The organism is Nocardioides sp. J9 (assembly GCF_007829375.1).
In the GTDB taxonomy this organism is placed as follows: Bacteria; Actinomycetota; Actinomycetes; order Propionibacteriales; family Nocardioidaceae; genus Nocardioides.
Genome location: NZ_VLJQ01000059.1, coordinates 47,137 through 61,125, shown reverse-complemented (window position 1 = coordinate 61,125; position 13,989 = coordinate 47,137). Strand labels below are relative to the sequence as shown.

13 protein-coding genes and 1 tRNA gene are annotated in these 13,989 nt (G+C 70.4%); 10 read left to right on the top strand and 4 right to left on the bottom strand.

Annotation, left to right across the window (positions count from 1 at the left end):
- Positions 1 to 23: 23 nt before the first annotated feature.
- On the bottom strand, positions 24 to 1,316 hold the full coding sequence (locus tag L615_RS07610; RefSeq protein WP_145723860.1) for an ISL3 family transposase: 1,293 nt from the start codon (positions 1,314 to 1,316) through the stop codon (positions 24 to 26).
- A 463-nt stretch (positions 1,317 to 1,779) separates the two neighbouring features.
- Between L615_RS07610 and L615_RS07605 the strand changes: the two genes are divergently transcribed.
- Positions 1,780 to 2,823: a PHP domain-containing protein gene (locus L615_RS07605; RefSeq protein WP_145724687.1), complete on the top strand. Its 1,044-nt coding sequence runs from the start codon at positions 1,780 to 1,782 to the stop codon at positions 2,821 to 2,823.
- 196 nt (positions 2,824 to 3,019) lie between these two features.
- Complete coding sequence (locus tag L615_RS07600) at positions 3,020 to 3,589, top strand: M48 family metallopeptidase (RefSeq protein WP_145724686.1); 570 nt, start codon at positions 3,020 to 3,022, stop codon at positions 3,587 to 3,589.
- 167 nt (positions 3,590 to 3,756) lie between these two features.
- Here the strand turns inward: L615_RS07600 and L615_RS07595 are convergent, their stop codons facing one another.
- Both L615_RS07595 and L615_RS07590 read right to left on the bottom strand, forming a co-directional pair.
- Positions 3,757 to 4,302 carry an NUDIX hydrolase gene (locus tag L615_RS07595; RefSeq protein ID WP_145724685.1) on the bottom strand — a complete coding sequence of 182 codons (546 nt, stop codon included), beginning with the start codon at positions 4,300 to 4,302 and terminating at the stop codon, positions 3,757 to 3,759.
- Positions 4,299 to 5,687: a zinc-dependent metalloprotease gene (locus L615_RS07590; protein WP_145724684.1), complete on the bottom strand. Its 1,389-nt coding sequence runs from the start codon at positions 5,685 to 5,687 to the stop codon at positions 4,299 to 4,301. The genes L615_RS07595 and L615_RS07590 overlap by 4 nt, the downstream gene beginning before the upstream one ends.
- An 85-nt stretch (positions 5,688 to 5,772) precedes the next feature.
- Here L615_RS07590 and L615_RS07585 point away from each other — a divergent pair, with 85 nt between their 5' ends.
- The 8 genes from L615_RS07585 to L615_RS07550 all read left to right on the top strand — a co-directional run bounded on the left by L615_RS07585 (position 5,773) and on the right by L615_RS07550 (position 12,614).
- Positions 5,773 to 6,201: a molybdenum cofactor biosynthesis protein MoaE gene (locus L615_RS07585; protein ID WP_051486268.1), complete on the top strand. Its 429-nt coding sequence runs from the start codon at positions 5,773 to 5,775 to the stop codon at positions 6,199 to 6,201.
- 98 nt (positions 6,202 to 6,299) lie between these two features.
- Positions 6,300 to 6,641, top strand: coding sequence for a hypothetical protein (locus tag L615_RS07580; RefSeq protein ID WP_084255605.1), 342 nt, complete (start codon positions 6,300 to 6,302; stop codon positions 6,639 to 6,641).
- A gap of 84 nt (positions 6,642 to 6,725) precedes the next feature.
- A complete protein-coding gene (locus L615_RS07575; protein ID WP_028657182.1) occupies positions 6,726 to 7,763 on the top strand; it encodes a PDZ domain-containing protein in 1,038 nt (345 codons plus the stop codon).
- Positions 7,764 to 7,811: 48 nt separating this feature from the next.
- Positions 7,812 to 8,381 carry a PPA1309 family protein gene (locus tag L615_RS07570; protein ID WP_145724683.1) on the top strand — a complete coding sequence of 190 codons (570 nt, stop codon included), beginning with the start codon at positions 7,812 to 7,814 and terminating at the stop codon, positions 8,379 to 8,381.
- Positions 8,374 to 11,400 (top strand): UPF0182 family protein, encoded by a 3,027-nt coding sequence (locus L615_RS07565; protein WP_145724682.1) that lies wholly within the window; start codon positions 8,374 to 8,376, stop codon positions 11,398 to 11,400. Before L615_RS07570 ends, L615_RS07565 begins: the two co-directional genes overlap by 8 nt.
- Positions 11,397 to 11,819 carry a limonene-1,2-epoxide hydrolase family protein gene (locus L615_RS07560; RefSeq protein ID WP_261376593.1) on the top strand — a complete coding sequence of 141 codons (423 nt, stop codon included), beginning with the start codon at positions 11,397 to 11,399 and terminating at the stop codon, positions 11,817 to 11,819. The genes L615_RS07565 and L615_RS07560 overlap by 4 nt, the downstream gene beginning before the upstream one ends.
- A gap of 52 nt (positions 11,820 to 11,871) precedes the next feature.
- Positions 11,872 to 12,474 (top strand): trimeric intracellular cation channel family protein, encoded by a 603-nt coding sequence (locus tag L615_RS07555; protein ID WP_028657181.1) that lies wholly within the window; start codon positions 11,872 to 11,874, stop codon positions 12,472 to 12,474.
- Between the two features lie 66 nt (positions 12,475 to 12,540).
- Positions 12,541 to 12,614: transfer RNA gene (locus L615_RS07550), tRNA-Met, on the top strand.
- Between the two features lie 186 nt (positions 12,615 to 12,800).
- On the opposite strand, the gene L615_RS07545 is transcribed toward L615_RS07550, so the two are convergent.
- Positions 12,801 to 13,979, bottom strand: coding sequence for a site-specific integrase (locus L615_RS07545; protein WP_186449775.1), 1,179 nt, complete (start codon positions 13,977 to 13,979; stop codon positions 12,801 to 12,803).
- Positions 13,980 to 13,989 lie beyond the last annotated feature (10 nt).

Here is a 13,989-nt window from a genome sequence, read left to right as displayed (position 1 = left end):
GGCTCTTGTGACTGATCCGTGGGTCATCGGCCGGGGAGTACGGGTCGGTGGCCGCCGAGGTTGAGCATGGCGAGGGCGATGAGCGCGTCGGGTGAGCGGAATCCGAAGGCGACGCGTGTGATGAGGCGGATCTTGGTGTTGACCGATTCGATGAGGCCGTTGGACAGGCCGTGCTCGATCGCGGCGAGGATCTCGGCCTTGTAGGTCACGATGGTGCGCTGCAGCTTCACGAAGCGTTCGATCCGGCTGCGGCGGGCCCAGCTGATCCAGTGCTCGAGCGCCTCGACTGCCTCGTGGTGGGGCAGCTGGAACACCAGGCGCAGTGCTTCCTTGAGCAGGTAAGCGCGGTGCAGGGTGGGTTCGGCCTTCGCGATCCAGGTCAGCTTCGCGGCTTGTCGGGTGGTGAGGTTCTCGGGGTTCTTCCACAACGCGAACCGGGAGTTCTTCAACGCTTTCGCGGGCCCGGTGGAGTAGTTCTCCTTGCCGGCCGCTCGTCTGGCCTGCAGTGTTGAGGGAGTCTGTCCGGTCCTGCTGCGTGCAGCGTTCCAGGCTTGGCGGCGGACTTCGTCGAGCGCGGTGGTTGCCCATTTCACGACGTGGAACGGGTCGGCGCAGCGGACCGCGTTTGGACATCGTTCGGTGACGACCTCCCCGATCCAGGCCGCGCCGTCTGCGGACACGTGGGTGATCTGAGCGCAGCGCTCGGGGCCGAGGACATCGAAGAACGCGCGCACGGTTGCCTTCTCCCGCCCGACTCCGACCCAGACCAGCCGTCCTGTGTCGTGGTCGACGACGACGGTCAGGTACTTGTGGTTGCGCTTGTAGGAGATCTCGTCGATCCCGATCCGGCGCAGTCCTGCCAACAGGTCGTGTTGGGCGGCGGTGTCGGACCAGACGCGGGTGATGATCGCACCAACGGTGCGCCATGCAATCCGCATCAACTCGGTGATTGCCGACTTCGAGCACTGGGTGGCCAGCCACGCGACCTGCTGGTCGAAGGCCAGTGTGTGGCCGGCGGCGTGTCGTGCCCACGGGACCTGGCGGACGGTGGGTCCGTGGACCGGGCAGTTCACGCGGGGCGCGTCGGCTTCGAGGAACACCTGCATCACGCCCACGTCCAGGCTTCGCCAGCGACGCCGCCCTTCGCCGTGGTCGTACCAGGATGCTCTTGTTCCACAGGTGCCGCAGCGGCCACGGCCGCCGCGACGAGGTCGCACGTGAGCGACGACGACCTCGGTCTCCTCGTCGAACTCGATCTCTTCGATGACGGTGTTCTCGACGCCCAACAGGGCGCGCCATAGGCTGGCGTTTCGCACGCCGTTCTCCGCTCAGCAGTTTCGGTCCTAGACAAGCCAGAAACCTAGAGCGGGAACGGCGTGTGGCCGTTCAGGCGCGATCAGCGACCCACGGAAGAGTCACAGGAGCCCGAAAAATGCCGGGGCCCCCGGTCCACAGGCATCCTCGCTTGCCTTCCCCTTGCGAGCGAGGAGCTGGGGCCCGGGGGCCTCGTCGTGGACGACGCTAGGGACCCGCGGCGACATCGGTCAATCCGGCGGGGTGCACCCCTGTGGACAACGCTGTGGAAACGTCTGTGGAGAAGGCGTGGTGTCGGTGGACAGGGGTGGGGGATCGGTGAGTTCGGTGTGGAGGGGCCCGTGCAGGAGCGGGGTTTCCGGGCGTCGTACTGTCTGATGACCTGCAGGAACACTGCCCACAGGTTCTTCCACTGGCTGTGGACAACAAATACTTCTGTCCCGAAGGGAGCGTGACGGCGGTCACATGGCCGATCAGGTGTACGACGGCTCGCCGGTCGCGGCGCTGCGGCGGATCGCGTTCCTGCTCGAGCGCGGCCGGGCGGACAGCTACAAGGTCAAGGCGTACCGCGGCGCGGCCAACGCGATCCTCCCGCTGCCGCACGACGAGGTCGTCGAGCGCGCCGAGGCGGGGAGGCTCACCGAGCTCGCCGGCGTCGGCGCCAGCACGGCCCGGGTGATCAGCCAGGCGGTGGCCGGCCGGGTGCCGGACAAGCTCGCCGAGGTCGAGGAGGAGTACGGCGCCCCGCTGACCGCCGACGGCGCCGGCACCGCGCTGCGCGCCCTCCTGCGCGGCGACCTGCACTCGCACTCGGACTGGTCCGACGGCGGCTCGCCGATCGAGGAGATGGCGATGACCGCGATGGAGCTCGGCCACGACTACCTCGTGCTCACCGACCACTCGCCGCGGCTCAAGGTCGCCCGCGGGCTGTCGGCGGAGCGGCTGACCCGCCAGCTCGCGGTCGTCGACGCGGTCAACGACCACCTCGGCGACGGCTTCCGGCTGCTCAAGGGGATCGAGGTCGACATCCTCGACGACGGCGCGCTCGACCAGACCGAGGAGATGCTCGGCCGGCTCGACGTGCGGGTCGCGAGCGTGCACTCCAAGCTGCAGATGGAGCCGGAGCAGATGACCAAGCGGATGGTCGCCGCCGTGCGCAACCCGTTCACCAACGTGCTCGGCCACTGCACCGGCCGGCTCGTCACCGGCAACCGCGGCACCCSCGGCCAGTCGCGCTTCGACGCCCGCGCCGTCTTCGAGGCGTGCGCGGAAGAGGGGGTCGCCGTCGAGATCAACTCCCGCCCGGAGCGCCGGGACCCACCGACGAAGCTCCTGGAGCTGGCCCGCGACATCGGCTGCCTGTTCTCGATCGACAGCGACGCGCACGCGCCGGGGCAGCTGGACTACCCGCTGCTGGGCTGCGAGCGGGCCGAGGCGGCCGGGATCGACGCCGACCGGATCGTCAACACGTGGCCGGTCGAGCGGCTGCTGGAGTGGGCCCGGCCCTGATTGGGTCTGTGGCCCCGGAGGTTTCGAGGCTCGTCGCTGGCGCTCCTCGCACCTCAACCACCGGGGCGGGCTCGTCGCTGGCGCTCCTCGCACCTCAACCACCGGGGCGGGCTCGTCGCTGGCGCTCCTCGCACCTCAACCACCGGGGCGGGCCGGGGTCCCGCTTTTCCGGGCCGCGGGGTCGTAGGGTCGCTCCATGGGTGCGCGGAGCAAGCCGCGGGTCGAGATCCGCCGCTCGGGCAGGCGGCGCCGGACCGTGTCCGCCTACCGCGACGGCCGGAAGATCGTCGTGCTCGTCCCCGACAACCTCTCCGGCGCCGAGGAGCGGGCCTGGGTCAGCCGGATGGTCGCCCGCGTCGAGCGCAAGGAGATGCGCGCCGAGGGCCCCCGCAGGTGGGACGACGACGACCTGATGGCGCGCGCCCTCGAGCTCAGCGACGCCTACCTCGGCGGACTGGCCGTCCCGGAGTCCGTGCGCTGGGTGGGCAACCAGCGGGCCCGCTGGGGCTCCTGCACGCCCAAGGACCGCACCATCCGGCTCTCCGAGCGGCTCCAGCGGATGCCCGACTGGGTCGTCGACTACGTGCTCGTCCACGAGCTCGCCCACCTCATCGAGCCGCAGCACGACGAGAAGTTCTGGGCGTGGGTGGCGCACTACCCGGCCGCGGAGAAGGCCAAGGGCTACCTCGCCGGCTGGTCGGACGCCTCGCGGCTGCCGCGGCCGCCGAGCGAGGAGGTCTACCCCGCCGGCGACACCGTCGACTGACTTGTCGGCGCGAGCGTGTCGCCTGTCGTGCTCGCCGCACGGACCTCGCTGGCGCTCGGCCCGCGGGCGTCGCACGACGCGCCTYCGGCGCGGGCGCCACGCTGCCGCGCTCGCGGTTGGGCCGCGTAGGACCAGCCTTCGCCGGGCGGCAAGCCCGGACGTCAGGCTTAGGCGAGAACCTCGCGGGCGCGCTGGACCAGGGTGTGCATCTCGGGCTCCAGGTCCGGCAGGTCGTCGACCGGCCACCAGCGCACGGCGAGCGACTCGTCGCTGACCACCGCGGCCGCGCCGGCCGGCACCGCGGCGACGTAGCGCACGTCGAGGTGGTTGACGTCGCCGCGGTCGCCGCAGAAGGGCACCGTGTGCAGGTCGAGCTGGACCGGCTCGGGGCGGAAGGCCAGGCTGGTCAGCCCGCTCTCCTCCTCGGCCTCGCGTAGCGCGACCGCCGCGAGCGTGGCGTCGCCCTCCTCGCAGTGCCCGCCGAAGTGGAACCAGCGCTGGGCCTTGCGGTGCAGGTTGAGCAGCACGTGCTCACCCGCGGCGTCGATCACGAGGGTGCCGGCCGTGACGTGGTCCGGGTACGACGAGCGCCACATCCCGTCCGCACGCGACTCCAGGTGCGTGACGTAGCGGCGGCGCAGCTCCTCCTCGACCGGGTCCGGGGCGCGCCAGGACCTCAGGACGCGCAGGGCGTCCGCGTGCAGGTCGCTCACTCGGGCCGGTCGCCCTCGCCGGTGTCGCCGGCGTCACCCGACTCGCCCTCGCTGGGCCGGTCGGACTGGTTCGTGCCCTCGAGCAGCTTGCGCAGCTCGGCCTCGAACTCGTCCTCCGACAGCTCCTCCGGCGCGGTCGCCTCGGCGCGGAACGACAGCGGGTCGTCGAGGTCGCTGGCGGTCGGCAGCAGGTCGGGGTGCATCCACACGCCGTCGCGGGCCTCCGGGCCGGACCGCGCGCGCAGGCCGCCCCACAGGGTCGAGGCGTCGCGCAGCCGGCGCGGGCGCAGCTCCAGCCCGACGAGTGCGGCGAAGGTCTGCTCGGCCGGTCCGCCGGCAGCCCGGCGGCGTCGTACCGCCTCGCGGAGCTTCGCCGCGGCCGGCATCCGCTCGTGGGTGGCCTGGCCGACGACCTCGTCGACCCAGCCCTCGACGAGCGCGAGCGCGATCTCGAGCCGGGACAGGGCGGCGGTCTGCGCCTCGGTCTGCGGCGGGTCGAAGAGTCCGCCCTCGAGCAGGCCCTGCATCGACTCGAGGTTGGTCGGGTCGATGCCGCGCAGCTGCTCCTGGACGCGCTCCTGGATCTGCTGGGCGTTGATCTCGAGGCCGCGGGCGTAGTCGGTGACCGCGCCGATGAGGTGCTCGCGCAGCCACGGCACGTGGGCGAACAGCCGCTGGTGGGCGGCCTCGCGCAGCGCGAGGTAGAGGACGACGTCGTCCTCGGAGACGTCGAGGCCCTCGGCGAAGGCCCGCACGTTGCTCATCACCAGCGCCGCCTTGCCCGGGGCGCCGAGCGGCAGGCCCACGTCGGACGCGGTCAGCACCTCGCCCGCCAGGGCGCCGAGGCCCTGGCCGACCTGCATCGCGAGCATGCCGCCGACGGCCTGGCCGATGAGGCCGACGAGCGGGCCCGCTGCGGCCTTCATCTCCTCGGGCAGGCCGCTGGACAGGCTGGTCACCGAGCGGGCGGCGACCGGCTCGACCAGCACCTTCCACACCGGCTGGGTCTCGACCAGCCACTCGGCGCGTGACCAGGCCGCCGTCGTACTCACCCCGGAGGGGAACTCCGTGGTGTCGTCGAGCCAGTGGTCGGCGAGGCGCACGGCGTCGGCCACGCGGTCGCGGTCGCGCTGGCTGGGGGAGGGGTCCGCCTCCTGCGCGACCTGCTGGCGGGCGACGTCGCCGGCGGCGTTCCAGTTCAGCGGGCCGTCGTGCGGCTGCATCAGCGACTGGAGCTGCTGGAAGAACGCCATCCCCCCGCCGGGGCCGAACGGGTTCGCGCCGCCGGGGAACCCACCGCCGAGCGCACCGAAGAGGTGCTCGAAGGGGGTGCCCTTGAAGGGGTTCGGCTGGTCGTCGCCCGGGTTGCCCGGATCGTTGCTCATGGCCCCGAATTTACGCCGCGGAGCCAACCGGCGGTGTGGGGGAGAGCCCTGAGTGGACCCCGAGTCCGGGCCTAGAGTGGGGCCCATGCCTCACCCCGCCGTGCGCCTGGTGGCGATCTCCGACGAGCCGCTGTCGGTCACCGACGTCCTCGACAGCCTCGACGACCCCGCGTCGGGCGGGCTCGTCCTCTTCGTCGGCCGGGTCCGTGACCACGACGGCGGGCAGGGCGTGACCGGGCTGTCCTACTCCGCGCACCCGAGCGCACTCGACCGGCTGCGCGACGTCTGCGACCGCATCGCCGAGGAGTACGACGTCTCCGGCGTCGCCGCCGTGCACCGGGTCGGCGACCTCGGGATCGGCGACCTCGCCGTCGTCGTCGCGACCACCGCCGGGCACCGCGGCTCCTCCTTCGAGGCGAGCCGCGCGCTCATCGACACCCTCAAGGCCGAGGTGCCGATCTGGAAGCACCAGCGGTTCACCGACGGCTCGGACGAGTGGGTCGGCTCGCCCTGACGGAATCGCCCTGACGGAATCGCCCTGACCCGGCCGGGTCTGCCCGGCGCCCGCGTGTCCTGACCGGTCCGCCGTCGCGGGCGACCTACCCTCGTCAGGTGGAGATCCTGCTGTGGCTCGCACCCGCCGCCCTCGCGACGACCGTCGCGATGGTGTGGGTCGCCTGGTGGGGTCGCGAGGGTCGTGGCGAGGTCGACCGCGAGACCGCCGCGCGCCGGCTCGGCGAGGCGCTCTCCCGCGAGCAGCGTCGCCGCCCCGGCTACGCCGCCCCGCCCCGTCCCGAGGACCGCTCCAGCGGCGTCGCGCTGCGGCCGTCGAAGCTGCGCCCGGTCGTGCTGCCTCCGGTGGCGAAGGACGACGCGCAGGCAGGTGGACCCGTCGCGGACCAGCCGCAGGAGCAGCCCGGCGGGCAGGCCTCGCCCGACCGCCGCGCCTCCTGACTGCCAGCCGCGTCCCGAAGCCGACCCCGGGCGATTTCCGACACCCCCACCGACGCGTTGGCCCCGTCTGAGAAGGTAGGCGCCATGAGCCAGCGCCTGATCGCCGCGTGCATCGCGGGACCACTGGTGCTGATCCTCGGCGGCATCGCCCTCGCGGTGCCGCTCCCGTACGCGTCGTACAGCCCCGGCCCGACCTTCGACATCCTCGGCAAGGACGGCGACAACGCCGAGGTCATCCAGGTCGACGGTCACGAGGCCTACTACGACGACGGGCAGATCCGGTTCACGACCGTCATCGCGTCGTCGTACGGGCAGAAGCTGTCCCTCGGCGACGCGCTGACCCGCTGGCTCGACCCCGACCGCGCGGTGGTGCCCTACGACGTCGTCCACCCGGCCGACCGCTCCGCGGAGGACGAGAAGACCGAGGGCGCCATCCAGATGACGACCTCGCAGGACGTCGCCAAGGCCGTGGCGCTCAAGGAGCTCGGCATCGAGGCGCCCAGCGCCGTGCAGGTCGCGTACGTCGACGAGAAGGGCCCGGCCCACGACAAGCTCCTCGCGCGCGACGTCTTCAAGGAGGTCGACGGCGAGCCGGTCGTCGACGCCGACCAGGTCGTCAAGGCGGTGCGCAAGCACAAGGACCGCTCCAACGTGGAGTTCAAGATCCTGCGCGGGCAGAAGGAGATGTACGTCCGGGTCAAGCCGGTCATCGAGGACGGCACGCCGCGCGTCGGCGTCAGCCTCGGCCTCGGCTACGAGTTCCCGTTCGACATCCAGTTGCGCGTCGACCCGAGCGTGGGCGGCCCGAGCGCGGGCCTGATGTTCTCCCTCGCCATCTACGACACGCTGACCCCCGGCTCGCTGACCGGCGGCGCCAACGTCGCGGGCACCGGTGAGCTCCTGCCCGACGGCACCGTCGGCCCGATCGGCGGCATCCAGCAGAAGATCGCCGGCGCCGAGGAGGCGGGTGCGGAGCTGTTCTTCGTGCCGGCCGCGAACTGCTCCGACGTCGGTGACCTCGACCCCGACCTGCGCCTGGTCAAGGCGACCACGATGCACGCGGCCCGCGTCGCGCTGGAGAAGTGGGTCGAGGACCGCGACGCCGAACTGCCCGCCTGCTGACCGCCTGACTGCTGAACCGCCCGCCCCCCGCACCGCGAAACGAGCACCATGGACTACGAGCTGGACGTCGACCCGGCCCTCGCCGCTGCCGTGCTGGAGCTGGAGAAGCACCACGCCAAGGCCGGCTGGGACCAGCCCGCGCGGCTCTACGCGCTGGTCGACACCGCGCAGCTGGTCGAGCAGGAGCCGGGCCTGGCCGCCCAGCTCGGGCTGGACCAGCCGATCGAGCGCGGGTCGCTGACCCCGGTGGAGCAGGAGGCGCTCCCCGCCGGCCAGCAGCTGGAGGAGGTGCTCCCCGGCATCGTGTGGCCCGCCGTGGTCACCGGCTGCGCCGCCGTGGTCGAGCGCCTGGTGCTGCCGCCGGCCGCCGACGGGCAGGTGCCCGAGGACCCGGCCGCCGCGCTGGAGTTCGCGCGGGAGCACCCCGACGCCGAGGAGGTGCGCATCGTCGCCGGGGTGACCCGGCACGGTGCGGCGTACTGCGCGCTGCGGCTGCGCAGCGAGGACGACGACATGGCAGTGATGGGCGGACCGGACCTCGTGCCGGGCCTGCTCGAGCTGCTCCGTGGCACGCTGGAAGACGCTGAGGACGAGCCGATGGGTGGCAACGATGAGTGACCTTTTCGACGAGGAGCCCGCGCGCCCCGCGCCGGAGCGGCCGGGCCGGCGTGCCCGGGCGCTGGTGATCACCGGTGTCGTGCTGGTGGTCGGCTTCTTCCTGCTGACCGCGTTCGCGTCGATCTACACCGACCGCCTCTGGTACAAGGAGGTCGGCTACAGCCAGGTGTTCAGCACCATGCTGTGGACCCGGGTCGGCCTGTTCCTCGGCTTCGGCGCGCTGATGGCCGCGATCGTCGGGGTCAACATGCACCTCGCGTTCCGCTTCCGCCCGCTGTTCCGCATGTCGCCGAGCGACGCGAGCGTCGAGCGCTACCGCGACGCGGTCACCCCGATCCGCGGCTGGCTGCTCGGCGGCGTTGCCGTGGTCGTCGGGATCTTCGCCGGCACCTCGGCGGTGGGGCAGTGGCGCACCTTCCAGCTCTGGCTGAACTCCCAGAGCTTCGGGTCGAAGGACGCCTACTTCGACAAGGACATCTCCTTCTACGTCTTCCGCCTGCCGTGGTGGAACTTCGTCGTCGACTTCGTGATGGCAGCGACCGTCGTCGCGCTCATCGGCACCGCGGTCGTGCACTACCTCTACGGCGGCATCCGGCTCCAGGAGAGCCACGACCGGCTCTCGCCGGCCGCGCAGGTGCAGCTGTCCGTGCTGCTCGGCGTGTTCGTGCTCGCCAAGGCGGTCGACTACTTCCTCGACCGCTACGACCTGGTCACCGACGACCACCGGCTCTTCACCGGCATGAACTACACGGCGGAGAACGCCGTGCTCCCGGCGCGCAACATCCTCGTCGGGGTGGCCTTGATCTGCGCCGTGCTGTTCTTCCTCAACGTGTGGCGCCGCACCTGGCAGCTGCCGTCGGTCGGCCTCGCGCTGCTCGCGCTGTCGGCCGTGCTGCTCGGCATGATCTGGCCGGCCATCGTGCAGAACGTGCAGGTCGACCCGTCCGAGGCGGACAAGGAGAACCCCTACCTGCAGAAGAACATCGACGCCACGCGCGAGGCCTACGGCCTCAGCACCGTCGAGACCGCTCAGTACGAGGGCAGCGCCAACCCCGAGGCCAACGCCGCCCAGGCGCGCGCAGTGCTCGGCCAGCTCGCCAACGCCCCCGTCGTCGACCCGCTGCAGGTGCGCGACACCTTCCAGCAGCGCCAGCAGGTCCGCTCCTACTACAGCGTCCCGCAGGTGCTCGACGTCGACCGCTACACCATCGACGGCCAGGAAGTGCCGCTGGTGCTCGGCGCCCGCGAGCTCGACCAGTCCGGCATCCCGACCGGCGACCAGAACTGGTCGAACCTCCACACCGTCTACACCCACGGCGAGGGCCTGATCGCGGCCTACGCCAACCAGATCGCGCCCAACGACGAGCAGAACGGCCGCATCTCGTGGGCCGAGGGCATCGGCAGCGGCTCGAGCGGCAAGACCGACCTGAGCGAGACGTCGGAGTTCGAGACCCGCATCTACTTCGGCGAGCTGTCGCCGTCGTACTCCATCGTCGGGAAGTCGTCCGACGACGCCAACGACGTCGAGCTCGGCCTGGCCAACGTCGGCTCGGGCGAGGTCCAGCGCACGACGTACGACGGCAAGGGCGGCGTGCCGATCGGCAGCACCTTCAACCAGCTGATGTACGCGATCAAGTTCGGCGAGCCGAACTTCCTGCTCTCCGGCCGCGTCCACGGCAACTCGAAAGTGCTCTACAACCGTGAGCCGGTCGAGCGCGTCGAGAAGGTCGCACCGTGGCTGACGGTCGACAGCGACCCCTACCCGGCCGTGGTCGACGGCAAGATCGTGTGGATCATCGACGGCTACACGACGACCGACAAGTACCCGAACTCCCAGCGTGACTCGTTCGAGTCGATGACCGACGACTCGCTGCAGCAGGAGACCCTCGGCATCCAGACCATCCCGACCGACGAGATCAACTACATGCGCTCGGCGGTCAAGGCGACGGTCGACGCCTACGACGGCACGGTCACGCTCTACCAGTGGGACGAGAAGGACCCGATCCTCAAGACGTGGATGGAGGTCTTCCCGGGCTCGGTGAAGCCGAAGAGCGAGATCGACGAGGCCCTGCTCGAGCACCTGCGCTACCCCGAGGACCTCTTCAAGGTGCAGCGCTTCCAGCTGGCGCGCTACCACGTGACCGACGCGGGCAGCTTCTACTCCGGCAACAACCGGTGGGAGGTTCCCGAGGACCCGAACTCCACTCGGCAGGTGTTCCAGCCGCCGTACCGGCTCTTCGCGACGGGCGAGGGAGACCGGGTCGACAGCGACTGGTCGCTGACGTCGGTGTTCGTGCCGTACCGCAAGGGCTCGCTGGCGGCATACCTGCAGGCGAACTCGGACGCCACCAAGGACGACTTCGGCAAGCTGCGGCTGCTCGAGATGACCGACCAGAGCGCCCAGGGCCCCGGCCAGGTCGTCAACGAGATGAAGCAGGACCAGAAGGTCACCGACACCCTGCGTGACCTCAACGTCCAGCAGGACACCCCGCCGCGCTACGGCAACCTGCTGACGCTGCCGGTCGCCGGCGGCCTGGTCTACATCGAGCCGATCTACGTCGTACGCACCACCGGTGCCGGCAGCTTCCCGATCCTGCAGTACGTGATCGTGAAGTACGGCGAGCGCGTCGGCATCGGCGAGACGCTGCCCGCGGCGCTCGGAGACGCCCTCGACGTGGACACCTCCGGCAGCGGCTCCAGTGGGTCCGGCGGGGACTCCGGCGACGGCGGCGACGGTGGCGACGGCCAGGGGTCGGGCGGCACCATCGACGAGCGGATCGCCTCGGCGCTGCGCGAGGCCGACGACGCGTTCAAGGCCGCGCAGCAGGCCCAGCGCAACGGCAACACCGTGAAGTGGGCGCAGGAGATCGACAAGGCGCAGAAAGCCATCGACCGCGCCGTGAAGCTCGCCGACCAGCGCGACATGGCTGCCGCGGACAAGGCCGGCAAGGGTGACAACGGCAAGGGTGACAACGGCGGCAACGGCGACGCCGACGCGGGGGAGGACAGCGAGCAGTGACGAGCGAGATCGAGGTCGTCCAGCGCTTCCTCGGCCGGCTCCAGGAGATGGACGTCGAGGGCGCGGTCGCGCTCTGCGCCGACGACGTCGTCTACCAGAACGTCCCGCTCCCGGCGGCGCGCGGTCGCAAGGCCGTACGCCGCCAGCTCAAGGCGATGACCAAGCTCGGCACCGGCTTCGAGGTGCAGATGCGCAACATCGCCGCCAACGGCCCCGTCGTGCTGACCGAGCGCGTCGACGTGCTGCGCCGCGGCTCGTTCGCGATGGAGTTCTGGGTGTGTGGCACCTTCGAGGTCGAGGGCGGGAAGATCGTCCTGTGGCGCGACTACTTCGACTGGCCGACCTTCCTCGCCGCCGGCGTGCGCGGTGCGGGTCGTGTCGCACGGCAGGCCGTGGCCACGCGCCGCGCTGCCCGCTGACCTCCGTCTCCTCGGGTCTGACCGGTCGGGGCTGGGTGGCAGGGGTACGTCGATGCTGCTGACCCTCGACCTCCTCGGGATCTTCGTCTTCGCCATCTCCGGCGGCCTGGTCGCCGTGCGGAACCAGCTCGACATCGTCGGCGTCGTCGTGCTCGCCATGTCCACCGGCCTCGGCGGCGGTGTCATCCGTGACGTCGTCATCGGCGCCGTCCCGCCGGCTGCGGTGGAGAACTGGCCCTACTTCGTCGTTCCCGTCGCCGCGGGCCTGCTGACCTTCTGGCTGCACCCTGCCGTCGGCCGCTTCGAGCGGGTCGTCAACGTCTTCGACGCCTTCGGCCTCGGCCTCTTCTGCGTCGCCGGTGCCCTCAAGGCCCACGAGTACGGCCTCGGCCCCATCCCGGCCGCCGCCCTCGGCATGGTCACCGGCGTCGGTGGGGGAGTCATCCGCGACCTCTTCGTCGGCCGCATCCCCGTAGTGTTCCGTGCCGGCGAGCTCTACGCCATCCCCGCCCTCGCCGGCGCCGCGGTCGCCTCCACCGGCTTCGAGCTGGGCGCCCACGGACCCGGCATCGTCGTACCTGCCGCGGGCGTGGCCATCACCTGGCGCCTCCTCGCCCTCAGCCGCGGCTGGACCGCCCCGGTGCCGAGAGCGTGACGAGGCGGGGGATGCCCGCCCCGATTTGGTGCCTTTTCACCCCTGTTGTAACGTTGTCATCACCGACGCGGGGTGGAGCAGCTCGGTAGCTCGCTGGGCTCATAACCCAGAGGTCGCAGGTTCAAATCCTGCCCCCGCTACAAGAAAGTGGCCCCTGACCTGCGGAAACGCAGATCAGGGGCCACTTGGTTTCTTGAGTCACATCGCCTTATGTCGCGTTTATGTCCCAGAAACCCTCCGCGGTGGTGACCCAGTTCGGTACCAGTCGGGGCCGGGGCATGGGGCCAAGGAGGTGCAGGGCTGGGCTCGAAGGGTCCCGGACGACGTCAGTCGTCCGGGGCGATCGTCGTGGCCTTGGCTGCGAAGGACTGAAGGATGTGCGTCACGTCAGGTGTGGTCCTGTCCTTCTCGATGTAGAACTCTTTGGTGATCGCGTCTGAGGAGTGGCCGAGAATGCGGGCTGCGGTGTTCGAGTCGACCAGGCGGTCGATCAAGGTCGCGACGGTCTTGCGGAAGGTGTGTGGGGTCACCCAGTCGAAGCCTGTGTCTGCTCGGATCGTGCGCCACCGCCGCTCGATGTTGCCCACCTGGTGCCAGGTGCCGTTACGGGTGGCGAAGACCGCGTTGTAGTGATTTGGCCGCTGCTCGATACGCCGCCTCATCAGAACATCGACAGCAAACGGCGGCAGCGCGATGGTGCGTTTGGAAGCGTCCGACTTCGGCTTGGGCTTTCGGTAGGTGCCCTTTCCCGTCTCCGTCTTGATCGTCCCGCTGATTGACACCGTCGGCGGGGCACCACTCAGGTCGATGTCTGTCCACCGGATCGCGAGCACTTCTCCGATCCGGCAGCCGGTAGCGAGAAGCAGGTCAACGATGTCGGGCATGTCCTGGTTCGGCTTTGGACCAGGTCGCTTCTTGGTCATCCAGGCGTCTACAGCAGAGCGGACGGCATTGAGATCCTCCACCGAGAGCGCTTGGACGTCCTTCTTCTGGCCTCGAAGCCGCGATGTGGACGAGACCGGGTTGGCTGGCACCGCATCGTCGATAACTGCGGCGTCGAACATCATCTTGAGGACCGTCTTCGTCTTCTTGCGGCGGCTGTGCGAGCCCTGCGACCTGATTAGCCGCTCCAGGCGCCCAGCAGTTGCCTCGCGCAGGCGAATGTTGCCGATGGCTGGATTGATGACGTTCTCGATGATGCGTTGGTACTCGTTCGCGGTAGTTGCTTCCGAGCGCTGTTCAGCGCGATACAGCGAGAGCCAGATGTCGGCCACCTGGCTGATTCGCATGTCGGAGCCGATGAGGTCACCGGATGGGGCGCTTCGGTCGGCGATCTTGGCTTTGAGTTCTCGCACTGCGGCGGCGGCGCTTCGACCGGTCCCCTTGATTTCGCGCGTGACGCCGTCGAAGTCTCGGAAGCGCGTTCGCGCGCGGTAAACGCCGGGACGCACCTCCTTCGTCGTGATGCTCCCGAATGTCCCGATGGGGAGCGGAGGGCGAGCCATGGGCGTTCCT